This window comes from Streptomyces caeruleatus, assembly GCF_001514235.1.
Lineage (GTDB): Bacteria > Actinomycetota > Actinomycetes > Streptomycetales > Streptomycetaceae > Streptomyces > Streptomyces caeruleatus.
The window spans coordinates 41,908-66,258 of the sequence record NZ_KQ948944.1; the positions used below are offsets into that span (position 1 = coordinate 41,908).

Sequence of the window (24,351 nt, forward strand, 5' to 3'; positions counted from 1 at the left end):
GCGGATGCTCCTAGTGGGCGAGGATCGTCAGGTTGCCGAGGTGGTCGATCGTGCCTGTGGTGCCGTGCGGGATGACCACGGTGGTCGTGGGCACCTCGATGACGGCGGGACCGGGGATCACATGGCCGCAGGCGAGTTTGCTGTAGTCGTAGACGGCCGTGTCGACGTAGCCGATCGTCCCGTCGAGGCACACGGGGCGGGATCCGATCTGGGCGACGGAGGGGTCCGGTGACATGGCGGTCTCGACCTCGGGCAGCGTCGGTGAGAAGGGCAGCACACCGGTCGCGCGGACCCGGTAGGTGATGGCCTGGATGCCGGCCTCGCGGAAGCCGGTGCCCTCGCCGTACAGCTCGGCGTAGCGGCGCTCGAACCAGGCCGCGGCGGAGTCCAGTTCGGTCTGTGTCACGGGGCCGGTGGAGATGGGAGCGGCGATCTCGGCGAGCTGAGCGGTGAAGCGCATGTCGATCTCGCGCTCGATCCCGACGGAGGTGAAGGTGAGGCCCTGGCGGTCCAGTGCCTCACGGACCTGCTGTTCGAGACGGGCGAAGTTCTCCTCGGCGCGTGCCGGGTCGAGCGGGACCGCGGCGGGATCCGACAGCTCCGCGGCCAGCACCACGTTCGATGAGGCCAGCCCGTAGGCGGAGAACGCGGAGGCCACCTGGCCGAGCGGCACGACGACCTCGCGCACGCCGACCTCGGCCGCGTATCTGGCGCAGTGCGCGGGTCCCGCGCCGCCGAACGCGTAGAGAATGAACTCCCGCGGATCGTGGCCCGCCTCGACGACGGTCTTGCGCAGCAGGTCGCCGGTCTGCGAGTTCTGCACCGCGTAGATGGCGGCGGCGGCCTCCTCGACCGTCAGCCCCAGCGGCTCGGCGATCCTGGTGCGGATGGCCTCGCGGGCCAGCTCCTTGGAGAGACTCTTGCGTCCGCCGAGCAGGCCACGCTCGGGAAGGATGCCCAGCACCAGGTTGGCGTCGGCGTTCGTCGGTTCGGTACCGCCCTGCCCGTAGCAGGCCGGGCCGGGCACGGCCTGCGCGCTGTGCGGGCCGATCTGCAGGTTTCCGCCGGCGTCGAGCCAGGCGATGGCCCCGCCGCCGGAACCGATGGCGTGGACCTCGAGGGTGGGTACGTTGATCGGGTGGTGGTTGATGATGGTGGTGCTGGAGCGCACCGGTTCGCCGTCGACCACGAGACCCACGAGGAAGGTCGTCCCGCCCACGTCCGTGGCGATGATGTTGCGGTGACCGAGCTGCCGGCCGAGGGAGACGGCACCGACCACGCCGCCGGTGAGGATCGAGCCGACGGTGCTGATCGCCTGGCGGGGAGCCTCGGCCGCGGCGACCGCCCCGCCGTTGCTCTGCATCACCAGCAGCGGGCCGGCCAGGTTGTGAGCGCGCAGCTTGCTCTCGAGCTCACCGAGATAGTTGCGCAGTCCGGGGCCGATCTGCGAGCTCATGATGGTGGTGGCGTTGCGTGAGAACTCCCGGATGCGGGGGCTGACCTCGCTGGAGAGCGAGACGAACATCGTCGGATCGATCTCGTGGACGAGTTCGCGGACGCGTTGTTCGTGCGCGGGGTTGCGGAAGGACCACAGCAGGGACACGGCGATGGCCGAGACGCCGTCGTGGATCAGGGCGCGGATGGCCTCGCGGGCGGCGTCCTCGTCCAAGGGGACGACAATCCTGCCGTCGCGGTCGACGCGCTCGACGACCTCCAGGGCGTGCTTCTTCGGGATCAGACTGTGCGCCTTGGTCTGCCCCATGACGTTCTGCAGCTGGTCCGGGGAGCGGCCGAGATAGCGGCCCTCGACGTTCATGATGTAGATCGAGTCGCGGTGGCCCGCTGTGGTCAGGAAGCCCGCCGGGGGGACGTTACCCATCACCAGCGCGTTGAGTGACGAGGTCGTCCCGTGCGCGATGTGGTGGGTGTCGGCCAGCATCTCGTCGAGGGGGCGACCCAGTTGCTCGGCGAGAACCTCCAGGACGTCGAGGACGCCTACTGAGTAGTCCGGGGGAGTCGACGGTGCCTTGGCCGCGAGGACCGTTCCGTCGTTGTCGTCCAGTACGGCGTCGGTGAATGTCCCACCGACGTCGACGCCGATTACATATGCCATTGCGCTGATGCTCCCTCGGATTCGGGAAGTGAGAGGTGGCTGCGTGCGCCTGCGGCTCAGGCTGCGTTCACGGGAGGCGGGCGGCCACAGGAGCCTGCCGCTCAGACCTTTCTTACGCGTGTGTCGAGTATTTGACGCGCCCGATGAGCTGTCAAGGGTTGTGCGGCAGGAGGTCGCGAGGGCATCCGGAGCCGGCGTGTTTGCAATGCGAGCATGCGCAACGCCGCCGACCCGGAGGTGGGACTCCGTCGCCGCCGACACCCGGAAACGACGGATCGGTCCGCACAACACAGTGTTCCGTTGCCTGTCGCCGACCGACTGTTCGTGAGTGGGGCTCCTATGCGCACTCGACGTTGCGGGTTCTCGGTCATCGCCGGAGTGGGGCGACCGGAGACTGGCCTCGGCCGCGCGACCGGAGGAGTGAAGGGGCTGCCCGTCCTGCGGGGCGCATCAGGGGCAGCACCCCTCTCCGGGTCCATTGTGACGCCGGCCGAGGTGGGCCCGCAGCAGCGTCGATCTCGGCGCACGAGACCCGAATGGCCTGGTCGGCGCATGCCATCGGCCTCCCGACGCTCGCTCGGCCTCGCGCGCCCGTGTATTCGCCGCCCGACGCCCGTCATGGCCGCGGGGTTCGACGCGTCCAAGCCTTGACGAGGCTGTCATAAGCGTCGAATAATCGTCGTCAGCGTAAAAGTATGGGCTGAGTGAGGGATGACCTCGTGCCACCCTCCTCGCAGAAGGGCAACCTCATGGGCATCCACAGGATCGGGCTGGTCGTACCCAGCTCCAACGTGACCGTCGAAACCGAGATGCCGGCGTTGCTGGCCCGACATCCGGCGTCGACGTTCTCATTCCACTCCACCCGTATGCGGATGCACACGGTCTCGCCCGAGCAGCTGGCCGCGATGAACGCGCAGCGGGAACGATGCGTCATGGAGATCGCCGACGCCTCCCCCGACGTGATCCTGTACGCGTGTCTGGTTGCCCTGATGGTCGGCGGGCCCGGGGAGCACCGACGAGTGGAGGGCGCCGCAGCCGAGCAGCTCGCCACCGGTGGTTCGTCCGCGCGGATCCGCTCCAGTGCCGGCGCTCTCGTCGAGGGGCTCAAGGCCCTGGGTGCCAGGCGCATCGCAATCGTCACCCCCTACCTGCGGCCACTGGCGGAGAAGGTCGTGCACTACCTCGAAGCGGAGGGATTCACGGTCGCCGACTGGCGCGCACTGGAGGTCGCCGACAACGCGGAAGTCGGATGCATCCCCGGGGAACGTGTCATGGGTGCGGCACGCTCGCTCGACCTCACCGGCGTCGACGCACTGGTGATCTCCGCATGCGTGCAGATGCCCTCACTGCCCCTGGTCGAGGCCGCCGAGCAGGAGCTCGGCGTCCCCGTCCTGTCCGCCGCCACCGCGGGCGCCTACAGCATTCTGCGCAGCCTGCGGCTGCCCGTCGAGATTCCGGACGCGGGCAGCCTGCTGCGCACCGACTCGCAGCCCGTGCCGGCCTGAGCCGACCCAGGGACCGGCCCGAGAGACTAGGGAATCATCATGGACCAGCTCGCACACACGGTGCGCGGCGTCGACCACATCGCGTATCCGACGTTCGACCCGGCCGCCACCGTCACGTTCTACCGTGACGTGCTCGGCTTCCCCGTCGTGCACTCGATCTGCGCGGCCGGATGGGGCCCGGAAAAGCACCCCGACTTCATCCACTTCTTCTTCGACATCGGCAACGACGACCGCCTCGCCTTCTTCTACTACTTCGGACTCCAGCCGTTCGAGGGCGGACCGCAGGGAGACTCCTACTCCCGCTTCACCGAGGACGTGCCCGTCTTCTTCATCCGCTCCCGGCATCTGGCCATCCATGTCGACAGTGAAGAAGACCTGTTGGAGTACCGGCGCCGCCTCGACGGCAGTCAGTGGCCGGTGGAGATGCAGATCCAGCACGAGACCATCGAGTCGATCTACACCCACGACCCCAACGGCTACATGATCGAGATCACCCGTGCGCTGCGCCCGGTCACCCCGCAGGAGGACCTCGACGCCAATCTGACCATCGACGCGCTCGTCGACGTGGTCTCGGGGCCCGACCCCAGCATGGCCGCGCTGCTGGCGCGCAAGGCCGAACTGATCGTCGAGCGGGCCGCCGCATGGCAGCAGGAGCAGGAGCAGGATGTGACGGAGGTGGCCGCACGATGACCACCCTGTTCGTCCTCGACGTACCGGAGAACCGCCCGATCGCCGCGGTGGCCGCCCAGGATCCGGCGGTGACCGTCGGCCGGGTCGGCCCGTACTACCGGATCGATTCCGATGCGCCGATCGTCATCGACCGCCGCGCCACCGGCTGCCGTCACGCCGTGTGGTACAGCAGTGTGGCCGGGCTGGTCGGGTCCCGCATCACGCAATGGGACAAGGACGCCATGCGAGTTGAGTCCCGATGAGCGACAGCACGCGGCGGCTCGGCGCCGGCCGCTACATCGACGCCGCCCGGGTCCCCGACACCACGGTTACCTCGGTTCACGAGCTGGCGACCGCCGACGGATCGAAGGTCAGCGGCGTGTTGCGGACCGTACCGGGTGCCCGGACCGTGGTCACCTTGATGCACCCACGCCAGGATCTGACCCATCACGTGCTGGTGCCCGAACTCCTGGCACGCGGGTACGCGGTGTGGACCCAGGGAACTCGGTCCGTCAACAACGACACCGCGCTGGTGCACGAACAGGCGCTGCTCGACGCCGCGGCCGGGCAGGTGTTCCTGCGCGAGCGGGACTTCGACCATGTCGTCTCACTCGGCCACTCCGGCGGAGGCACCCTGTTCGCCTTCTACCACCAGCAGGCCGGGCTGCCACCGGCTCAGCGGCTGACCGCCACCCCGGCGGGCCGTCCGATCGACCTGGCGGCAGCGGAGATGCCGGTGCCCGACGCGGCCGTCTTCATGGCACCGCATCCGGGCCAGGGGGCGCTCCTGTTGAGGCTGATCGACCCCTCGGTGGTCGACGAGGCGGACCCGCTGGCGGCCGACCCGGCACTCGATCCGTTCGCCCCGGCCAACGGCTTCGCCGAACCGCCGCAGAGCTCCGGCTACGCGCCGGAGTTCGTGAGCCGGTACCGGGCGGCGCAGCGCGAGCGTGTTGCCCGCATCGACGAGATCGCCCGCCACCGTGTGGGTGAGGCCGCGGCGGCGCGCCGACGGTACAAAAGCGGCGGGCAGTCGGCCGACCGGCGTGCCGCGCTCGCCCCCAGGATCCTCACCGTGTACCGCACCGATGCCGACCTGCGGTTCACCGATCTGTCCCTGAGCCCCAATCAACGCCCTTACGGCTCGCTGTTCGGCAGACGCCCCGACCTGACCAATTACGGCCTCGTCGGCTTCGGCCGCTTCTCCACTCCGGACGCCTGGCTGTCGACCTGGTCCGGGCTCAGCACCAACGCCGACTTCCTGCGCTGCGCGCCCGGGGTGACCTCGCCGGCCCTGTTCATCGAACTCACCGGTGACCAGGCGTGCTTTCCCGAGGACGCCGAAGCGATGTACACGGCCCTCGGCGCCACGGACAAGAAGCACGTCCAGGTCGCCGGCACCCACTTCGGCGGGCCTGTCCAGGAAGGTGCTCCCACCGGGGCCTCTCTGGCCGCCGCCGAGATCGTCGCCTGGCTGACCGCCCGGTTCACCTGACACACGGGCCGACACCCGGGCATCACACGTCCCGGAGTGGTCAGTGACGGCCGCGGTACACGGTTCGGGCCGCACATCCCTCGGCTCGTCCGCCCTCCTCTTCCACACGACGTTCCAGGGGCCGCGACGGCGCCCATGGTCCCGGCCTGCCGAGACCGCCGCGGCCGATCAACCGCACCACACGACCCCGAACCCACTTGACAGGGAAGTTGCCTCATGACCATCGATTTCAGCGGCCAGGTGGCGATCGTCACTGGTGCCGGAGGTGGCCTGGGACGCGCCCACGCCTTGGCACTGGCCGCCCGCGGTGTCCACGTCGTCGTCAACGACCCGGGCGAAACCGTCCACGGCACAGCAGCCGACGACGCGCCGGCCGTCCGGGTGGTCGCCGACATCATCGCGAGCGGCGGATCGGCCATCGCCGACCACGCCGACGTCACCGACCCCCCGCAGGTCGACGCCATGGTCGAGAAGGCGGTGGACCGGTGGGGCAGGGTGGACATCCTGATCAACAACGCGGGGATCCTGCGCGACGCCAGCTTCCGCAAGGCCACCGTGGAGGACTTCCGCAAGGTCCTCGACGTACACCTGATGGGAACCGTGCACTGCACCAAAGCGGTGTGGGAGCACATGATCGACCGAGGCTACGGCCGGATACTGATGACCACTTCGGGATCAGGGATCTACGGCAACTTCGGGCAGGCCAACTACGGCGCCGCCAAGTCGGCGCTGATCGGTCTGATGAACGTGCTGGCCATTGAGGGCGAGCCCAAGGGCATCCGGGTCAACGCGCTCGCACCGCTGGCGGCGACCAGGATGACGGAGGCCGTTTTCGCTCCTGAGGCGCTGGAGGAGATGCGGCCCGAGGCGATCACACCCGGCGCGCTGTTCCTTGTGTCGCCGGACGCGCCCAACAAGACGATCATCGGGGCGGGGGGCGGAGTGTTCGCCGTCAGCACGATGCGCGAGTCGCGCGGCCACTTCCTTCCGCCGGACCTGCGAACCCCCGAGGGCATCGCCGAGCACTGGGAGAAGATCAGCGATCCCCACACGGCGTCGGAGACCGACAGCATGACGGCACAGCTGCACCACTATCTCGGCCTCGCCGCCGAAACAGAGTGCTGAACCGAGTCCTCCTTCTCCAGCTCACCGATCCACCGCAGAGGAAAACGAGCAGCCCATGAGAGAAGCAGTCATCGTCTCCACGGCACGGACACCGATCGGCAAGGCCTACCGGGGTGCCTACAACGACACGCAGGGGCAGGAACTGGCCGCCCACGCCATCATGCACGCCGTACGCCGAGCCGGTCTGCATCGCGCCGACGTGGAGGACGTGATCCTCGGTTGCGCGATGCAACAGGGCTCCACGGGAATGAACGTGGCCCGACAGGCGACGCTCCGTGCCGGACTTCCCGACTCCGTGCCGGGCATGACGATGGACCGCCAGTGCGCGTCCGGCCTCATGGCGGTCGCGACGGCGGCCAAGCAGATCGTCCACGACGGCATGCAGATCACGGTCGGCGGCGGAGTGGAGTCCATATCACTGGTGCAGAACGACCACGCCAACGACCACCGGACGAACGATCCCTGGCTGGCCGAGCACAAACCGGGCATCTACTACCCCATGCTGCACACGGCCGAGATCGTGGCCGAACGGTACGACGTCAGCCGTGAGCGCCAGGACGAGTTCGCGCTGCTGTCCCAGCAGCGCACCACGGCAGCGCAGAAGGCCGGACGCTTCGACGAGGAGATCGTGCCACTGACGACCCGGAGAAAGGTCGTCGACCGCGACAGCGGCGAGACACACGTCGAAGAGGTCACCCTCACCCGCGACGAGGGCAACCGGCCCTCGACCACCCTCGACGGACTGGCCTCACTGCGCCCTGTCCTGCCCGACGGCCAGGTCACCCGACGCTCGACCGTCACCGCCGGCAACGCCTCGCAACTGTCCGACGGTGCGTCGGCGTCAGTGCTGATGGAGGCGAAGGAGGCCGAGCGCCGAGGGCTGCGACCCCTGGGTGTCTACCGGGGCATGGCCGTCGCGGGCTGTGGGCCCGAGGAGATGGGCATCGGCCCGGTCTTCGCCATCCCGAAGCTGCTCAAGCGGCACGACCTGACCATCGACGACATCGACCTGTGGGAACTCAACGAGGCCTTCGCGTCGCAAGCGGTGCACTGTCGCGATGAACTCGACATCGACCCACAGCGATGCAATGTCAACGGGGGCGGCATCTCCGTCGGACATCCCTACGGCATGACCGGCGCACGGCTGGTGGGTCACGCGCTGCTCGAAGGCCGCCGCCGCGGGGCCCGTTACGTGGTGGTCACCATGTGCGTCGGCGGAGGCATGGGAGCCGCCGGCCTGTTCGAAGTCACATGAGCCGACGTCACATGAGCTGAGATCACGTGGCAGTCCCGCGGTTGATGGGCTGTTCGGTCCAGATGGTCTTTCCGTACCGTCCGTAGCGGCTGCCCCAACGGGTGGTGAGCTGGGCTACGAGGAACAGCCCACGGCCCCCTTCATCGGTCCAGCGGGCTCTGCGCAGGCGGGGCTGGGTGGTGCTGGGGTCGGTGACCTCGCAGATCAGCCTGTCCTCACGGATCAGCCGCAACCCCACCGGGCCGCCCGCGTAGCGGATGGCGTTGGTCACCAGTTCACTGACGATGAGTTCGGTGGTGAAGGCGAGGTCGTCGAGGCCCCAGGCCGACAGCCGGTCGGCGATGGCGCCCCTGGCCTTGGCCACGACGGCAGGGTCGGCGGGGAACTCCCAGTGCGCGGTGTCGTCCGTGGAGAGCACGCGCGTGCGGGCGAGCAACAACGTCACGTCGTCGCGGGGTGGGGCGTCACCGAGGAGGGAGAACACGTCGCGACCGGCGTCGTTCAGAGAGTGTCCCGAGCGACAGTGAGCGGCGAGGCTGCTCACCAGACGCCGTGTGCCGGTATCGATGTCGATGTCGACGCCCTGGACCAGGCCGTCGGTGTACAGGGCGAGGACGCTGCCGGGCTCAAGAGTGATCGTGGCGCTCTCGAAAGGCATGCCGCCGACCCCCAGAGGTGGGCCGGGCGAGAGCCCGAGGAGCCGTGCGGTGCCCCCTGGCTGGACGCACACGGGGGGCGGGTGTCCGGCGCTGGCCATGGTGCAGCGGCCGCTGGTCGGGTCGTAGACGGCGTACAGGCACGTGCCGCCGATGCTGTCCTGGGCATCGGTTGTCTCGGTCGCGAGTCGTTGGACGAGGCCGTCGAGGTGCGTCAGGAGTTCTGTGGGGTCGAGGTCCAGATCGGCGAGGGTCTGGACGGCGGTGCGCAAGCGGCCCATGGTGGCGGTCGCGTGCAGGCCGTGACCGATGACGTCCCCGACGACCAGGGCCACGCGCAGCGATGGCAGGTGGATGACATCGAACCAGTCGCCGCCGATCTCCGCCCCGCCGCCGGCGGGCTGGTAGAGACCCACCGTATCGGCAGCTGTGGTGCTGGTGGTGGCCTGCGGAAGCAGGTGCCGCTGGAGGGCGATGGCGGCGCGGCGCTCGTGGGTGTACCGGCGGGCGTTGTCCACGCTCAGGGCCGCCCGGGAGGCGATCTCTGTCAGCACACCCGAGTCCACGTCGTCGAAGGCGTCCGGCTTCTCGGTGCGCCAGACGACGACGAGACCGAGCACCAGTCCTCGGGCGTACAGCGGTGACGACATGAACGAGTGCCCGTGCTCAGGGATGAAGAGCGGTTCCAGTTCCGGTATGTGGAACATGGGGTGTTCCGTTCGATGGCCAGTGACGGCTTTGCCGCGTTGCAGGTGCTGCATGATGGGGCCGTCCGGCAGTGGGGGATATTCCGCGAGAGGTGGCAGGAGCCGGGAGGGCCAGGTACCGGAGGCCGATGCCACTGCGGCACGACGCATGTGCCACCGGCCGCCGCCGACCAGTTTGGGTGGCTCGTCCCCTTCGAACACAGCGTCGGCGAGCACCACCCATGCCAGATCACCGAGGGAGGTGACCAGGATCTCCGCCAGGTCCTGTGCGGTGCGGTTGACGTCGAGGGACGCGCCGATCCTTTCCGCCGCCGCGTGCCGCAGGGCCAGGTGGCGGCGGATGCGCTCCTGCTCGCTGATGTCGGTGAAGACCGTGGCGACACCGGTCGGGTGCCCGGACGCGTTCTCCAGCTGGAAGGCGGACAGGGACATGGTCCGCCGCCGTCCAGGAGGCAGCGGCCACCGCAGACGGCCAGGTCGCCCGACGAGTGGCACGCCCGTGTCCAGTACCTGGCGAAGCGCCGCCTCGGTGGCTTCGACTTCCTCGGGAGAGAGAATGTCCCGCAAAGCGCCGACAGGCCAGGGCGTTCCGGTGAACGTCCGCAAGGTGGCGTCAGCCCGCGCGATGTTCAGGTCGGTGTCGTGGACGCAGACAACGATGCGGCCCTGGCGGAACAGACCTCCCAGAGACCAGGCATCTCCTTCGTCCGCCACGAGGTGGCTGGGGGCCGCCAGGACGACGTACTCGCCACCCTCCAGCGCCAGCGCGTGAAAGACCACCTCCACCGTGCTGCCCGACCGGTGCCGGAGCCGCGCCTGACCTGTCCCCGGGAACAACGACCGACGCCGAACGTTCCCCCAGGGGTAGGCGAGGGCATCGGCGAACAGCTCCCAGACCAGGTGGCCGCAGACCTCCTCGCTGGTGCGGCCCAGTAGTTCCGTCGCGGCACGAGACCAGCGGAGGATGGTGCCCTCGCTGCCGAGGACGGCGGTCGCCAGAGCAGTGTGGCTGGCAGCCCGGCGGCTGGAGCGACTGGCCGAGGCGTTCATGTCCATCCCATGTCCCATTATGTGCGCCATACATACCATATTGGCTCTATCAGAGCTCGAGGGCGTCGTGCCGATGCGTCTTCTGGGTGGCTGGTGCCATCGGCAATGTCAGGGCGGCCCACTCTGGGACACTCTCCGGCGGCCGGGGAGTCACTCGCAGTGACGTTGGCGAGGGAGGAGCCTGTATCGGTCGGGCGTCGTCACGCCTGTGCGATCTCGATGACGGTGCCGGCACAAGGCGCTGGCCTGGGGTTTCTTTGTTTCGTGCTGGGTGATGTGTCGGTGGATCCGCAGCCAAATGAGAATTTCGGCACGTACGGCTTCCCACTTGGATGCCATGGGGGTTTGCCGCGCCGTCATGGCGCTGAAAGGCGGGCCGGATGCGATGGGCGGACTGTCGTCGAGCAAGGCCGGTATCCGACATGACCGAAGTAGTCATGTTGCGTGGCGCCGGCTGCGCGGACCGGATGGCCGGCCCGCACTCGCGGTCACGATGACCGCGGTGATGCTGGCGTCCGTCATCGTCCCTGGCTCCGGTGTTCGCTACGTCGGAGCAGCCGTCCTGACCGTGCTCGCCGGTGCCGTCTTCATAGCCCGGCTCGCCAGTCACGAAGGCGTGGTGGAAGTTCATCGCGCGATCGGTGCCGTGATCATGGGGGCAGCCCTCGCATTCGGGCAAGCGATGCCCTCGCACAGGGGAGCGCCACCGTCGATGCCCGACATGCCCAACATGAGCATGTCGGGCATGCCCACGTCGGCATCCGGCGCCACCACCGCGCCCCATCTGGTCGTGGTAGCGGCGGTCCTGGTCTACCTCGCGTGGACGGCCGTCGCTGTCGTTCGGCTCTGTGCGCGTTCCCGCAGGCGACTCCTGAGCGCCGAGTACCTTGCCATGGCGACGAGCCTGACGATCATGGTGTTCGGCATGGACTGACCCCGCTGGTCGAGGGGAGATCTCACCACGAAGGCCCTGGCGTGTACGCCCGGTCCGCCGGTCACCCGGCTTTCAGCCTGCGTACCGATTGGCGGATCACCAGTTGGGTGCTCAGGACCACGTGATCGTCGCTGGTGATGCGCTCACCGCGTTCCAGCGCCAGCCTCACCGCCGTACGGCCGAGATCCTCGTACGGAACCCTGACCGAAGTGAGCCACGGGCTGAGGTCCGCAGCGAAGGGGACGTCGTCGAAGCCCACCAACGAGACGTCCCCGGGGACATCGAGGCCTTGGTCTCGGAGCGCGGCCAGTGCCCCGAGCGCCACCATGTCGGTGCCCGCGACGATGCCGGTGAAGTCGCCTCTCTTCAGTGCGTCCCGTGTGCGCTGGTAGCCGGAGACACGGGTGTACGGGCCGGGGATGTCCAGCTCCTCCGCGTACTCCACCCCGTGCGCGCGCAGAGCGTGCAGAAACCCCTCCCGCCGCCGGCTCGCAGTGCTCAGCTGGGGATCGCCGCCCAGGAAGAGGATGCGGCGGTGGCCCTGGACGAGCAGGTGATCGGCAGCCTGGAAGGCACCTCCTCGGTTGTCGTAGTCCACGACAGTCACCGGGAGATCCCCGGGCAGCGACGGGCGGCCCACGAGCACGAGACGGGACCCGGCGGCGTCCAACGCCCGCACGTACTCGGCCATGCGCTGGAAATATGCCTCGTCCTGCACCGCTCCGCCGACAGGCAGGACCGCGGCCACGTGCTGCTCGCGCATGAGCTGCACCAGGTCGTCCTCGCGTTCCGTGTCCCCGTGGGTGGCGCACACCAGGCTCAACCGGCCCCGCAGGGCTGCCTCCTGCTCGACCCCCGCGGCGACATGGGCGAGCGAGGGACCCGTGATGTCCCTCAGCACCAGGGCGATGGGGCCGGCGACCCGCCCGGAGCGCCTTGGCGTGCACGTTCACCACATAGCGAAGCGACTCCACCGCTGCCATGACACGTTCGCGCGTAGCGGCGGAGACGGGATAGTTGCCGGCCAGCGTTCTGGAAACGGTTGCTACGGAGACACCTGCCTGCGCCGCGACATCACGGATCGTGCTCGGGCCATCCTCACCTGCAGAGCTGCTTCGCCGACGCTTGGCAGCTCAGGGGCCAGTACTCGCAGCCGATTCATTCCCATTCACGGTCACGCTCCGACGTTACTGCATCCGGCACCCTCACGGACCCTCTGAAGCGACTGCTCGCACGGCGAGAGGAGTAATCGTTTACCATCCTGTTTCCTGCCCCACCAGTCGAATGACTGCGGAGAGACAGGGACTCTTCGCATCCTGGCTGCCGCTATCCGCGGCCGGCCAGCGGAAGCCAGACCCGCATGGCACCCGCCTCGCGGTTGGCCCAGGCGTAGTACGGCACCGCCGTCAGCTCGACGCTCTCCCGGACCTGGCCCGAAGCCGCCGAGGTGTACTGCGGGTAGGGCCAGTCGGCGGACGTTTCGTCGGCGGGGAGCTGACAACCCGAGACGGTCACCGTGCTCACCCCGCCGAGCAGTTCGGGGCGACTGCGAACGGTCAGTGGTGCGTTCGGAACCACGGCAACCGTGTCCGGGTCCAGGCGCTCGGGTTGGTCGGTCTGCTCCAGGCAGTAGACGAGCGGACCGCGTTCGATGGCGGCACAGCCTCGGACGGCGTCGACGCGCGCGGGAGGGACGGTGAGCCGGGCCGGCATGGCGAGGTCGAGGCGGACTGTGTCGCCGGGGGTGAACTCGCGGGTGATCCGCAGCCAGCCTTCCTCCGCCCCGCCTTCGATGACGGTGCCGTTCATGGTCAGGGTGTGGCCCGCGCACCACGCCGGCAGGCGCAGGGAGAGGGTGCGGGGCAGGGCGGTGGGAGCGTCGTCGACGGTGACCGTCACCGTGCCGTCCCACGGGTACTCCGTCGTCACCCGCACGGTCAGCCCGTCACCGCCGTAGAGGCCGGTGGCGTACTGATGCAGCCGCAGACCGCTGTCGTCAGTCGTTGCCATGTAGTGCGGGAGGCCCGCGAGCAGGCGCATCACGTTGGGCGGGCAGCACGCGCAGCGGAACCAGGGCGTGCGGTGGGCGCTCTGGTCCCCGGGGCGTTCATGCGAACGGGCCCGCCGGTGGAGTGGGTTGACGTACAGCCAGGTGCGGCCGTCGAGGCCGGCGCCGGCGAGGAAGCCGTTGAACAGGGTGCGCTCGACGAGGTCCGAGTAGCGGGCCTCGCCGGTGAGCAGGGCCATGCGCCAGGAGAAGTGGACGGAGGCGATGGCGGCGCAGGCCTCGGCGTAGGCGCGGTCGGCGGGCAGTTCGTGGGCGTCGCCGAATGCCTCCCAGTCGTGCCGGGAACCGACGGCGCCGGTGAGGTAGGTCTTGGTCGTGACCATGTCCCGCCACAGCCGCTCCAGAGCCGTACGGAGCTCGGTGTCCCCGGTCTCCGCGGCCAGATCGGCGGCTCCGGCGAGGAGGTAGAGCTGGCGTACGGCGTGGCCGGTGACCTCGTCCGCCGCGCGGATCGGCGTGTGGTCCTGCCAGTACTCGGGTCCCGGGTCGCGGTCGTGGCCCCGGTCGGCGCCGGAGGAGAGGGTGCCGTGTCCGCGGCGTTCCAGGAAGTAGCGGGCGAGGTCCAAGTACCGCTTCTCGTCGGTCGTCCGGTGGAGTTCGACGAGGGCGGTCTCCACCTCGGGGTGGCCGCAGACCGTGTCCACTTGCTTGCCGGGACCGAAGACGGAGTCGATGTGGTCGGCGAGTCGGCGGGCCACGTCGAGCAGCCGGTGGGAGCCGGTGGCCCGGTGGTGGGCCACGGCGGCCTGGATCAGATGTCCCGCGCAGTACAGCTCGTGCCCCCAGCCCGGCTCGGTCCAGGGGATGCCGCCGCCGAGCTGGTAGTACGTCTGGAGGTAGCCGTCTTCGCGCTGAGCGGCGGCGATCAGCTCGACGATGGCTTCGACCTCGGCGGCGAGTGTCTCCTCGGGGGTGTCCGCGAGCTGCCAGCAGGCGGCTTCCAGCCACTTGTAGACGTCGGAGTCCTGGAATCGGCGAGGGAGACCTGGGCGTTGACCCGGCGGCGTTCGGCCCAGAAACCACCCTCGATGCGGGCGACGGAAGCGGGACGCAGGGAGGAGACGGCGCGCGCGGAGGGATGGACCGGTCCGGTGTGGGTGGTGCTCAAGGGGGCCTCCGGAGGAAGGGGGTACGGGCTGAGGTGAGGCGACGGGGTGGCGACGGGACGGGCGTCGCGTGGGCCCGGCGGGCGGACGTCGTCCCCGGCCCCGCCGCGCAGGCATCGGAGCCCTCAGGCGCTGATCTCCAGTTCAGCCCGATGGACCGGGTGGGCCGGGGACAGCCCCGTCGTCATGCGCTCCAGTTCCGTCACGACCGTGCCGCCGAGGCGGGCCAGTTCGTTGCCGAGGGAGCCGGCGATGTGCGGCGTGAGGAACACGTTCGGAAGGCGGTAGAGCGGGGAGTCCGGGGGCAGCGGCTCGGGGTCGGTGACGTCGAGGATCGCGCTGAGCCGGCCGCTCACCAGTTCCTCGGTGAGCGCGGTGTGGTCGATGAGGGCGCCCCGTGAGGTGTTGATCAGGACGCCGCCGTCGGGGATGAGCGCCAGCCGCTCGCGGTTGAGCATGCGGTGGGTCTGCGGGATGTCGGGGGCGTGCACGCTGACGATGTCACTGGTGCGCAGCAACTCGTCGAGGTCCAGCGGGACCGCGCCCAGCTCCGCGGCCTCGGCGGCGTCGACGTAGGGGTCGTAGAGGCTCACCGACAGGTCGAAGGGCCGCAGCAGTTCCAGGAGCCGGCGGCCCACCCGGGAGGCGCCGATCAGGCCGACCCGGCGGCCGAGGTTGCCGACCGTCGCGTATTCCGTCGGAGCGGGATAGACGTGCTCGGCCCGGAAGCGTTCGCGCAGTCCGAAGGCGTCCTTGCCGGCCAGCAGGATCATGGCGAGCGTGTACTCGGCCACCGGCAGGGCGTTGGCCTGCACCGCGCTGGAGAGGGTGAGGCCACGCTCCCAGAACGGCTCACCCACGAGGTGGCGGACGCTGCCTCCGGCATGCAGGACGGCGCGCAGCCGCGGCGCCGCCGCCAGTGTCTGCGCGCCGAGGTGCGGGCAGCCCCAGCCGGTGACCAGCACTTCGGCGCGGGCCAGGGCCTCGGCCACGGCGGGATCGGAGAAGTCCTGGACGACGAGCATGGGATCGACCCGCGCCAGTTGCTGGAGGCGGGTCATCAGCGGAGGCGGGAAGAGCTCGGGCAAGTGCACTGGATTCATGGCGAAGAGGACGAACGGCTGCACTGACGTATGCATGGTGCTCCTGGGGAGAGGGCGCGCAGGGCCGATGGGCGACAAGCCCGAGCGTCGGCCGCCACAGTAAACGTATTCTACGGTAGAAGCCTGAAAGAGCTGGGTGACCAGCACTGCGACATGGGTGCGTCACAGAGAGTCCGCACCCGCCCCGAGATGACGCGAACCACACTGGTCAACACCTCGGCTGGCAACGTTCTTGCAAGTCAGACGAAACAATCCGGCACCGCCCCTTGTGGATCCGGCTCCCTCAGTCGCACGGTCCACAGCAGCAAACGATTACCGCTCTCGCCGCGCAGTACCGGTTTCTCTCCCCTCGCGTCGCCCCGACCGCGCCGTCTCCCCCACGCGCAGGCGCCGTCCCGTTCCTTTCGTGGAGGACCGATGTCCAAGTCCCGTATCCGCCCCAGAGTTCTTGTCCCGTTGGCCGCCGCCGCTTCTCTCTCCCTGCTGCTGACCGCCTGCTCGGACGACTCCGGCTCCGAAGCCTCGTCGACCACCAAGGGCGACGTCACGCTGGAGTTCTGGAGCTGGACGGACGGCATCGAGGCGCAGACCAAGGTGTGGAACAAGGAGCACCCCGAGACGCAGATCAAGTTCGTCAACGCCGCCGGCGACACCGCCTACCAGAAGCTGCGGGCCGCGGTGAACGCGGGCACCGCGCCCTGTCTGTCCAAGATGGATGGGATGAACCTGGCGAACTTCGCCGCCGACGGACTGCTGACCGACGTCAGCGACTTCGCGGCCAAGTACAAGGACGCGTACACGGTCGCCGCATGGAACGCCGTCAGCCCCGGCGGCACCACTTTCGGCATTCCGATGGGGTCGTCGCCGCTGTTCACGGCCTACCGCGCGGACCTGTTCCAGAAGTACGGGATCCAGGCCCCGAAGACCTGGAACGACCTGATCGCCGCCGGCAAGAAGGTCCAGCAGAAGAACAAGAACGTCAAGATCTACAACATGGCGGGCGAAGACCCGAGCACCCTCGTCGACCTGTCCTGGGAGGCCGGCGCCCAGTGGTACAGGGTGGACGGCGACCACTGGGTCGTGGACTTCACCTCCCCCGAGGCGCTCAAGGCCGGTGACATCGTCCAGCAACTCGTCGACAACGACCTCGCCTCCAGCGCGTCGTACGCCGACCCGGGTGTCTTCAAGACCTGGGACCTCGGCAAGACCATCGCGATGACCACCTCGACCTGGCGGCTGCCGATCTACGACACCAACTTCCCGAAGTCCAAGGGCAAGTGGCAGCTCGCCGACTCGCCGGTCTTCGACATCGCGAAGCCGCAGACCTCCAGCAACTTCGACACCACCGGCGTCCTCAAGGGCTGCAAGCACCCCGACCGCGCCGCCGAGTTCGCCGCCTGGCTGAGCAGCACCAAGGAGTCCCTGACGGCACTCACCGACTCGGTTTCCAAGTCGGGCCTCTTCCCCGCGGTCAAGGACGTCTCGCCGTACGTCGACAAGATCATCCCGACGGAGATGTTCAACGGGAGGTCGGACAGCGCGCAGGTGATCACCACGGCCGCCTCGCGGGTCGGCGAGCAGTGGCAGTACGGCCCGAACTACGCGGCGATGTACTCCGAAATGCAGAAGCAGTGGGGCCAGGTCACGAAGAAGCAGCTGACGGTCAAGGACATGCTGACCTCGCTGCAGAAGTGGACCGTGGACGACCTCAACCGCAAGGGCATCAAGGCCGTCGCGGGCAGCTGACATCCCCCCGCAGGCCACACCTCTGTAGGCCCCATCTCTGTAGGCCGTCCTGTAGGCCCCACCTCTGGAGACACCCGTGTCCACCCTGACGCGACCGCCGAAGGTCGCCACCGACTCCCCGGTCCGGCGGTCCTCCCCCCGCCGGGCCGGGAGCCGGGGAGCCCGCAAGGGGCTGCTGTTCGCGCTGCCCTTCCTGCTCGGCTTCCTGGCCACGTACGTCGTGCCGATCGGCTACGCCTTCAGCCAGAGCCTGCGGGAGAAGAAGAGCAGCGGTCTCGGCTTCGGCCCGACCCGGGTCGTCTTCACCGGCTTCTCCAACTTCGCCTCCATCCTCGGTGACGGTGACTTCTGGTCGAGCACGCTGCGCACCCTGCTGTTCAGCGCGGCGCAGATCACGGTGATGCTGGGCCTCGCGCTGTTGCTCGCCCTGCTCCTGGACGGAGTGGCCGCCCGCACGGTGCGGTTCTTCCGCGCGGCGCTGCTCATCCCGTACGTGGTGCCCGCCGTGGTGTCCACGGTGATGTGGCTGTTCCTGTACAGCCCGACGGGCAGTCCACTGCTCGACCTCGCGCACCGGGCGGGCACGGACGTCACGTTCTTCGGCGGCCTCAACACCTATCTCTCGCTGGGCAACCTGCTGACCTGGCAGGGAATCGGCTTCAACATGATCCTGATCTCCGCCTCGCTGCAGGCGCTGCCCCGCGAGCTGTACGAGGCGGCCCGGCTGGACGGGGCCAGAGAGTGGCGGATCGCCTGGTCGGTCAAGATCCCAACATCACCGGGATCCTGGTGCTGACCGGCATGTTCTCCCTGATCGGCCGGCTCCAGCTGTTCGCCGAACCGCTGCTGCTGTGGCAGATCGCACCGGAGTCGATCACCACCGACTTCACTCCGATGATGGAGATCTACGACAAGGCGTTCAAGACCGGTGACTACCAGTACGCCGCCGCCGAGTCACTGGTCCTGGCCGTGGTCACCGGCATCCTCGCCTTCGTTTTCTACCGGGTCACGAACAGGAACATGTCATGAGCGCTGTCGCATCCGGGGGCGGCGTGCGCCCCACCCGCCGCGCGGTGGCCCTCACCACCGGCCTGCTGATCCTCTTCCTGATCTACTCGCTCGCCCCGACGTGGTTCCTGATCGTCTCCGCCACCAAGAACCAGACGGACCTGTACTCCACCTTCGGCCTGTGGTTCTCTCCAACCACCTGGCGGACAACGTCCAGGAGATCTGGACCTACCACGACGGGGTGTTCACCCGCTGGATCGGCAACTCGATCCTCTACTCCACGCTCGGCGCGGCCGGGTCCACCCTGGTCTCGCTCGCCGCCGGTTACGGGATGTCGAAGTTCGACTTCCGCGGCCGGGGCGCGCTGCTCGCGGTCATCGTCGGTGCCTCGCTGCTGCCGAGCACCCTGCTGGCCTTCCCGCTCTATCTCGTCTTCGCCCAGATCGGCCTGACCAACACCATCTGGTCGGTGCTCATCCCGTACTTCATCAATCCGTTCGGGGTCTATCTGGGCAAGGTCTACGCCGACAGCTCCATCCCCACCGAACTGATGGAGGCCGCGCGTCTCGACGGCGCCGGTGAGCTGCGGATCTTCTGGTCGGTCGCGCTGCGCCTGATGCGGACCGGCGGCATCACCATCTTCATGCTCGTCTTCATCGACATCTGGAACAACTTCTTCCTCCCCTTGTTCATGCTCACCGGCGAGCGGACCTTCCCCGTGAGTCTGGGTCTGTACTCCCGGCTCCAGCAGGCGCAGACCGCCCGCGACATGAACACCCTCGTGCTCACCGGGTCCCTGCTGTCGATCGTTCCCCTCGCGGTCTTCATGTTCGCGCTCCAGAAGTACTGGCGCAGCGGAATCTCATGGGCAGCCTCAAGTAAAGGATCAGCCGTGCCCAACGCACCCAGAAGACGTGACGTCCTGAAGTACGCCGGCACCACCGGCGTCGCCGCGGCCGGCCTCGGCCTGCTGAACTCCCAGTCCGCCGCCGCGGCTCCGGCCGCGGACGCCGCCTTCCAGCCGGCCGTCTGCAAGCCCCTGGACATCGTTGTCTTCGGCGACGATGGCTCCGAGTCGGCGCACGGTCTCACCGCCACGCTCTCCGACCCGGTCACCGGCGGCCTCGGCCAGAAGGCCCGTGTCCTCAACCCCACCGAACCGGCCGGGTATTGGGGCGGCACTCTGAAGTTCGACGTCGCTGTCAGCCCGACCGCGACCACCTATGTCACCGTGCGGCTGTGGGGCGACGACTACGACTCCACTTCGCAGCAGGCGGCGTCCGGCAAGAACATGTGGCGGCTACAGCTGTTCTGCGACGGCCTCCAGGTCGGCTACCAGGACGAGGGGGCCGTCGACAGTCTGGACATCCTCGACACCTCGCCGCGCACGCCCGGCCGGTTCTTCTTCCACACCCTGCCGCTGCCGGAGAAGCTGACGGCGGGCAAGAAGAAGGTGACGCTGGAGATCCGCTCGATGGGCCGCATCTGGTCCTACGGCCAGAACGCCGACCAGCTCTACCACAAGATGACCACGCCGTCACGGGGCATCTACCGCCTCTACACCCACACCGAGCCGTACTTCGTCCCGCCCAAGGGCGAGGTGCAAGGTCCCGCGCCGGTGCCGACGGCCCGTACCGTCGAGGGCCCCGAGGCGCTGGAGGCGGTGCGCCAACGCGTCGCCAAGGACCAGAAGTTCTACCTGCCCAGCGCCAACCCCGCCGGCATGGACGCCTTCGCCTTCCAGTCGCTCGCCGAGGGCTACCTCTGGTCCGGCAGCCCCGCGTACCAGAACCCGGCGGCGCTGGACCGGGTCCTGCGCGCCCTCGACGGCCGGTACATGGCGTGGAAGAACGACTCAACCGTGATGACCGGCTCCGACCAGCAGTGGCAGGGCTTCGGCCGGGTCGGTCTTGTGCTGGCGCTGCTCTGGGAGCACCTGGGCAACCGCCTGGACGAGAAGGTGACCGGCTCGCCGTACGAGATCTCCAACCCCGGTTTCGAGGAGGGCGGCGACACTCCCATGGGCTGGGAGGTGCCGGGCTGGGGGAAGACCGCCGACGCCTCCTGGGCGCGGGACACCAGCGTCTCCCGTTCGGGCTCCGCCTCGCTCAAGGTCACGGCGAGCGCGGCGAACGGCTTCATCACCGTCTACTCCTCCCCCAAGACCCGGGTCGGCAAGGGCACTTACACATACGGCGCGTGGATCAGGACGGACGGCGTCACCGGCACCGGCGCCCACATCGACCCGCTGTTCTTCGACGCGAGCGGCAAGCTCGTCGGCAGCGACCACCGGAAGTACGCCACCACCGGCACCCATGGCTGGGAGCAGGTCTCCCTGGACCTGGAGACGCCCGACGGCGCCACCCAGGTGGAGTTCCACTTGCGGCTGAGCGGCCCGGGCACGGCCTGGTTCGACGACCTGACCGTCACCCTGCCCGCAGACACCGCAACCCCCGAGCAACCGGTGAGCCGAGCCGCGTACGTCGACATGCTGAAGTCGAGCCGGGACTACTGGCGTCAGCACTTCCCGCACTACACCAACAAGTCGCAGATCTGCGCCATCGGCATCTACCAGGCCAACCGCGGCCTCGGCCTGCTGGCCCCGGAGCTCGCCCTGCCGGAGGAGAAAGCCCGCGACTACATGTACCAGTCCCTCGGCATGAAGCCCTACTTCGGCAAGGAGGACGCCTACGGCAACCCCACCAAGCCGCTCGGCGAGAGCTACCACCAGGTCAGCCGGGCCGGTCTGACCCGCGAACTGGGGTACGTGGGCAGCTACGGCGAGGTCCACGACTGGCTGGTCATGATGTACGAGTCGGTCACGCGCGGATACCGGGGCCAGGAGGCGCCGGAGCTGCGCGAGCAGATGGTGAAGATCATCAAGGCCCGGGGGCGGTTCCGGGTCGTCGACGTCGACGAGACGGGCGCCCGCGTCTCCCGTATCGAGACGGTCGTCGGCTGGCGCAACGAGGTCTACCCCGGTGAGGTCGCCTACGCCTCCTGTACGGCGTGGGACTCGCACCCGGTGATGTCGGCGGCGGTGTTCAAGGACCCGGACATCGTCGGCTGGACCCAGAAGATGGTCGACGACGGGCAGTTCTACAAGCAGCTGGACCTGCTCATCCACCACACCTGGACCCGCGTCGGCCTCGCCGGACTGCGGCTGGTCTCCCGCGACTGGGACGCATTCCAGGCCCTCCCGGCCCGCCCGGGTCGCATCCCCACCGCCTGGGGACGGCCCGACTTCGTCTTCACCGACGAGGAGAACGGCGTCCTGGCCGTGAAGAACGGCGAGGAACTCCTCTTCGCCTCCCTGTACTGGCGCGCCCGCCAGGGCATCAACGACTACGCCCGCATCCACCACCTCACCCCCACCGACCAGCGCTCCGCGACGATCCGCCAGCGCTCGGCCGGCGCCACCGACGACACGTACACGGTCCACGACTGGATCCTGTGGGACTACGCGATCAACGACCCCGGGGCCGGGCACATCCCGCCCGGCGGCTTCCCGCCGCCCGGCGACACCCTGCACCAGACGCTGGCCGGTGACGTCTACCACCTGGCCCCGGTCCCGGCGGACGTACAGGACCCGGCCCTCGGCGTCCATTTCGAGGGCGTGGAGACCATGCTCGTCGGACGCGCGCCGTTCTACCTCTGCGAGTACGGCGACTACCTGATCGCCATGAACACCAGCACCGACCGGACGTACACCCTGCCCGCCCGCCAGGACTTCGGCCCGGCGCGCGACCTCGCCACCGGCCGCGTCGTCGGCGCCGGAGAGCGACCCAAGGTCGGCCCGCGCAGCACGCTCGTGCTGTACCGGGGCCGGCGCGCGGCCGGCTGACCGCCCCGGGGGGAGCCGGGCCGACGCCCGGCTCCTCCCCCTCCCCCCTCTACCCCCCTGGCACTCAACGTCGAGTGAAAGAGGAACCCGCATGTCCGAGTCACAGCCCACCACGCCCGCGTCCCCGAGCCGCCGCCGTTTCCTGCGGATCACCGCCGTCGGCACCACGGCGGCCGCCACCGGGCTCGCCGCGATCCCGACCGCGGACGCCCTGACCTCCTTCATCCACCCCGGCGTGCTGCACAAGCTCTCCGACATCCAGCGGATGAAGACCCGGATCGCGGCCGGCACCGAGCCCTGGCTCAGCGGCTGGAACGTGTTCCGGACAAACGCATACTCGCAGTCGACCTACGCCATGCTGGGCCCGCTCACGACCATCGACCGCGGCACCACCGAGGTCGGCAACTGGGAGTTCTGGAACGACTGCAACGCGGCCTACCAGAACGCGCTGATGTGGAACCTGACGGGTACCACCGCCCACGCCGCCAAGGCTCTGCAGATCATCAAGGCATGGTCGGCCACACTCACCTCGATCACCGGCAAGGACGCCCAACTCGCGGCCTCCATCTACGGTTTCAAACTCGCGGCGGCAGCCGAGCTGATGCGGTACACCGCCCCTTCGGGCAGCTGGTCCGCCGCAGAGATGGCACGACTGCTGCAAGATCAGCCGGGTGATCAGGGACTCCGGCCAGTGCGTGGACAGCGGCCGCGACCAGGCCCACACCCAGCTCATCCTGGGCAGCATGGCCGAGGCCTGTGAGATCGCCTGGGTCCAGGGCCAGGACCTCTACTCCGCCTCCGCCAACCGGCTGCTGGCCGGGTTCGAGTACACCGCGAAGTACAACACCGGCAACGACGTCCCGTACGCCGTCTGGGGCTCCTGCAAGCTCACGTTCAACTCCATCTCCACCGTCGAGCGCGGCAATCTGCGCCCGATCTACGAGATGGCCTTCAACCACTACGTCAAGCGCCGCAGCCTGCCCGCCCCCTCGACGTACACGGCCATCGGGAAGATCCGCCCGGCGGGGGCGGCTTTCCAGTGCGACCACGTGGGCTTCGGCACCCTGCTGTTCACCCTCTGAGCGGAGCATCCGTGATCAACAACCCCGTCTTGCGCGGCTTCGAACCCGACCCCGTGATCCTCCGGGTCGGCGACGACTTCTACATCGCCACCTCCACCTTCGAGTGGTACCCGGGCGTCCGGATCCACCACTCCAGGGACCTGGTCAACTGGCGGTCGCTGGGCGGGGTTCTGGACCGCACGCGCCTGCTCGACCTCAGCGGCGTCCCCGACTCCGGTGGCATCTGGGCGCCCGGACTGTCGTACGCGGACGGCCTGTTCCACCTCGTCTTCACCGTCGTCGACACCTATGCGGAGGGCTGGAAGGACCTCCCCAACCACGTCACCACGGCTGCCTCGATCGAGGGGCCGTGGTCCGACCCGGTCCCGCTGCACGGCCGGGGCTTCGACGTGTCCCTGTTCCACGACGACGACGGCCGCAGCTGGCTGCTGAACATGCGGTTCGACTGGCGCCCGGACCGCGAGGGCTTCGCCGGGATCGAGATCCAGGGGTACGACCGCACAACCCGGTCCCTCCTCGGCGAACCCCGCACCATCACCACCGGAACCTCCGCCGGGGGCGCCGAGGGCCCGCACCTCTACCGGCGCGACGGCTAGGACTACCTGGTGCACGCGGAGGGCGGCACCGGATACGAACACGGCGCGGCCGTGGCCCGCTCACGTGACCTGCTCGGACCGTACGAAGCCGATCCGGCCGGCCCCCTGCTCACCTCCCGCGGCGACCCGGCCCTGAAGTTGCAGAAGGCCGGGCACTGCTCTGTCGTCGAGACGGCGACGGGGCAGTGGTACGCCGCCCACATCGTCGCCCGCCCCCACACGGAGCGGGGCAGGTGCGTGCTCAGCCGGGAGACCGCGCTCCAGCCGGTCACCTGGACCGACGACGGCT

17 protein-coding genes and 3 pseudogenes are annotated in these 24,351 nt (G+C 68.9%); 14 read left to right on the forward strand and 6 right to left on the reverse strand.

Annotated features, from left to right (window positions below):
- Positions 1 to 10: 10 nt before the first annotated feature.
- Complete coding sequence (locus AQJ67_RS40325; RefSeq protein WP_062724486.1) at positions 11 to 2,113, reverse strand: hydantoinase/oxoprolinase family protein; 2,103 nt, start codon at positions 2,111 to 2,113, stop codon at positions 11 to 13.
- 719 nt (positions 2,114 to 2,832) lie between these two features.
- Between AQJ67_RS40325 and AQJ67_RS40330 the strand changes: the two genes are divergently transcribed.
- The 6 genes from AQJ67_RS40330 (at position 2,833) to AQJ67_RS40355 (ending at position 8,162) form a co-directional block, all read left to right on the forward strand.
- On the forward strand, positions 2,833 to 3,618 hold the full coding sequence (locus AQJ67_RS40330; RefSeq protein WP_279616923.1) for a maleate cis-trans isomerase family protein: 786 nt from the start codon (positions 2,833 to 2,835) through the stop codon (positions 3,616 to 3,618).
- A 39-nt stretch (positions 3,619 to 3,657) separates the two neighbouring features.
- The gene (locus tag AQJ67_RS40335) at positions 3,658 to 4,308 is read left to right on the forward strand and encodes a VOC family protein (RefSeq protein WP_062724487.1); all 651 of its coding nucleotides are present in this window, start codon (positions 3,658 to 3,660) and stop codon (positions 4,306 to 4,308) included.
- On the forward strand, positions 4,305 to 4,550 hold the full coding sequence (locus tag AQJ67_RS40340) for a hypothetical protein (protein WP_062724488.1): 246 nt from the start codon (positions 4,305 to 4,307) through the stop codon (positions 4,548 to 4,550). The genes AQJ67_RS40335 and AQJ67_RS40340 overlap by 4 nt, the downstream gene beginning before the upstream one ends.
- Positions 4,547 to 5,782: a hypothetical protein gene (locus AQJ67_RS40345; RefSeq protein ID WP_062724489.1), complete on the forward strand. Its 1,236-nt coding sequence runs from the start codon at positions 4,547 to 4,549 to the stop codon at positions 5,780 to 5,782. Before AQJ67_RS40340 ends, AQJ67_RS40345 begins: the two co-directional genes overlap by 4 nt.
- Before the next feature lie 216 nt (positions 5,783 to 5,998).
- Entirely contained in the window at positions 5,999 to 6,907 is a 909-nt protein-coding gene (locus AQJ67_RS40350; RefSeq protein ID WP_062724490.1) for an SDR family NAD(P)-dependent oxidoreductase, read from the forward strand.
- A gap of 55 nt (positions 6,908 to 6,962) precedes the next feature.
- Positions 6,963 to 8,162, forward strand: a complete 1,200-nt coding sequence (locus AQJ67_RS40355) for an acetyl-CoA C-acyltransferase (RefSeq protein WP_062724491.1) — start codon at positions 6,963 to 6,965, stop codon at positions 8,160 to 8,162.
- Between the two features lie 22 nt (positions 8,163 to 8,184).
- On the opposite strand, the gene AQJ67_RS40360 is transcribed toward AQJ67_RS40355, so the two are convergent.
- Positions 8,185 to 10,581 (reverse strand): ATP-binding SpoIIE family protein phosphatase, encoded by a 2,397-nt coding sequence (locus AQJ67_RS40360; RefSeq protein ID WP_341846195.1) that lies wholly within the window; start codon positions 10,579 to 10,581, stop codon positions 8,185 to 8,187.
- Positions 10,582 to 10,933: 352 nt separating this feature from the next.
- On the opposite strand from AQJ67_RS40360, the gene AQJ67_RS40365 reads away from it, so the two are divergent.
- On the forward strand, positions 10,934 to 11,509 hold the full coding sequence (locus AQJ67_RS40365; RefSeq protein ID WP_159058918.1) for a hypothetical protein: 576 nt from the start codon (positions 10,934 to 10,936) through the stop codon (positions 11,507 to 11,509).
- 61 nt (positions 11,510 to 11,570) lie between these two features.
- On the opposite strand, the gene AQJ67_RS40370 is transcribed toward AQJ67_RS40365, so the two are convergent.
- The 4 genes and pseudogenes from AQJ67_RS40370 to AQJ67_RS40380 all read right to left on the reverse strand — a co-directional run bounded on the left by AQJ67_RS40370 (position 11,571) and on the right by AQJ67_RS40380 (position 15,822).
- Positions 11,571 to 12,410 carry a substrate-binding domain-containing protein gene (locus AQJ67_RS40370; protein ID WP_425264223.1) on the reverse strand — a complete coding sequence of 280 codons (840 nt, stop codon included), beginning with the start codon at positions 12,408 to 12,410 and terminating at the stop codon, positions 11,571 to 11,573.
- Between the two features lie 106 nt (positions 12,411 to 12,516).
- Positions 12,517 to 12,591, reverse strand: a pseudogene (locus AQJ67_RS50900) (LacI family DNA-binding transcriptional regulator); the annotation flags it as partial.
- Positions 12,592 to 12,835: 244 nt separating this feature from the next.
- Positions 12,836 to 14,685, reverse strand: a pseudogene (locus AQJ67_RS40375) (glycoside hydrolase family 127 protein).
- Between the two features lie 123 nt (positions 14,686 to 14,808).
- A complete protein-coding gene (locus AQJ67_RS40380; RefSeq protein ID WP_208615131.1) occupies positions 14,809 to 15,822 on the reverse strand; it encodes a hydroxyacid dehydrogenase in 1,014 nt (337 codons plus the stop codon).
- A gap of 381 nt (positions 15,823 to 16,203) precedes the next feature.
- Here AQJ67_RS40380 and AQJ67_RS40385 point away from each other — a divergent pair, with 381 nt between their 5' ends.
- From AQJ67_RS40385 to AQJ67_RS50910, 7 genes and pseudogenes are all read left to right on the forward strand, one after another.
- A complete protein-coding gene (locus tag AQJ67_RS40385; RefSeq protein WP_062724494.1) occupies positions 16,204 to 17,532 on the forward strand; it encodes an ABC transporter substrate-binding protein in 1,329 nt (442 codons plus the stop codon).
- Positions 17,533 to 17,608: 76 nt separating this feature from the next.
- Positions 17,609 to 18,328 (forward strand): carbohydrate ABC transporter permease, encoded by a 720-nt coding sequence (locus AQJ67_RS40390; RefSeq protein ID WP_244190761.1) that lies wholly within the window; start codon positions 17,609 to 17,611, stop codon positions 18,326 to 18,328.
- Complete coding sequence (locus AQJ67_RS49915) at positions 18,322 to 18,561, forward strand: hypothetical protein (RefSeq protein WP_244190762.1); 240 nt, start codon at positions 18,322 to 18,324, stop codon at positions 18,559 to 18,561. Before AQJ67_RS40390 ends, AQJ67_RS49915 begins: the two co-directional genes overlap by 7 nt.
- A 160-nt stretch (positions 18,562 to 18,721) precedes the next feature.
- Complete coding sequence (locus tag AQJ67_RS50905) at positions 18,722 to 22,384, forward strand: ABC transporter permease subunit (RefSeq protein WP_244190763.1); 3,663 nt, start codon at positions 18,722 to 18,724, stop codon at positions 22,382 to 22,384.
- A 91-nt stretch (positions 22,385 to 22,475) separates the two neighbouring features.
- Positions 22,476 to 23,144 carry a hypothetical protein gene (locus AQJ67_RS40405; protein ID WP_244190764.1) on the forward strand — a complete coding sequence of 223 codons (669 nt, stop codon included), beginning with the start codon at positions 22,476 to 22,478 and terminating at the stop codon, positions 23,142 to 23,144.
- A complete protein-coding gene (locus tag AQJ67_RS49920; protein WP_244190765.1) occupies positions 23,128 to 23,466 on the forward strand; it encodes a hypothetical protein in 339 nt (112 codons plus the stop codon). Before AQJ67_RS40405 ends, AQJ67_RS49920 begins: the two co-directional genes overlap by 17 nt.
- Before the next feature lie 11 nt (positions 23,467 to 23,477).
- Positions 23,478 to 24,344, forward strand: a pseudogene (locus AQJ67_RS50910) (glycoside hydrolase family 43 protein); the annotation flags it as partial.
- Positions 24,345 to 24,351 lie beyond the last annotated feature (7 nt).

Excerpts from the sequence above, each read along its gene's own strand:
- AQJ67_RS40325 (WP_062724486.1), bottom strand. The coding sequence starts at position 2,113 with ATGGCATATGTAATCGGCGTCGACGTCGGTGGGACATTCACCGACGCC.
- AQJ67_RS40335 (WP_062724487.1), top strand. The coding sequence starts at position 3,658 with ATGGACCAGCTCGCACACACGGTGCGCGGCGTCGACCACATCGCGTAT.
- AQJ67_RS40340 (WP_062724488.1), top strand. The coding sequence starts at position 4,305 with ATGACCACCCTGTTCGTCCTCGACGTACCGGAGAACCGCCCGATCGCC.
- AQJ67_RS40345 (WP_062724489.1), top strand. The coding sequence starts at position 4,547 with ATGAGCGACAGCACGCGGCGGCTCGGCGCCGGCCGCTACATCGACGCC.
- AQJ67_RS40350 (WP_062724490.1), top strand. The coding sequence starts at position 5,999 with ATGACCATCGATTTCAGCGGCCAGGTGGCGATCGTCACTGGTGCCGGA.
- AQJ67_RS40355 (WP_062724491.1), top strand. The coding sequence starts at position 6,963 with ATGAGAGAAGCAGTCATCGTCTCCACGGCACGGACACCGATCGGCAAG.
- AQJ67_RS40360 (WP_341846195.1), bottom strand. The coding sequence starts at position 10,581 with ATGGACATGAACGCCTCGGCCAGTCGCTCCAGCCGCCGGGCTGCCAGC.
- AQJ67_RS40365 (WP_159058918.1), top strand. The coding sequence starts at position 10,934 with ATGGCGCTGAAAGGCGGGCCGGATGCGATGGGCGGACTGTCGTCGAGC.
- AQJ67_RS40380 (WP_208615131.1), bottom strand. The coding sequence starts at position 15,822 with ATGCATACGTCAGTGCAGCCGTTCGTCCTCTTCGCCATGAATCCAGTG.
- AQJ67_RS40385 (WP_062724494.1), top strand. The coding sequence starts at position 16,204 with ATGTCCAAGTCCCGTATCCGCCCCAGAGTTCTTGTCCCGTTGGCCGCC.
- AQJ67_RS40405 (WP_244190764.1), top strand. The coding sequence starts at position 22,476 with ATGTCCGAGTCACAGCCCACCACGCCCGCGTCCCCGAGCCGCCGCCGT.
- AQJ67_RS49920 (WP_244190765.1), top strand. The coding sequence starts at position 23,128 with ATGGCCGAGGCCTGTGAGATCGCCTGGGTCCAGGGCCAGGACCTCTAC.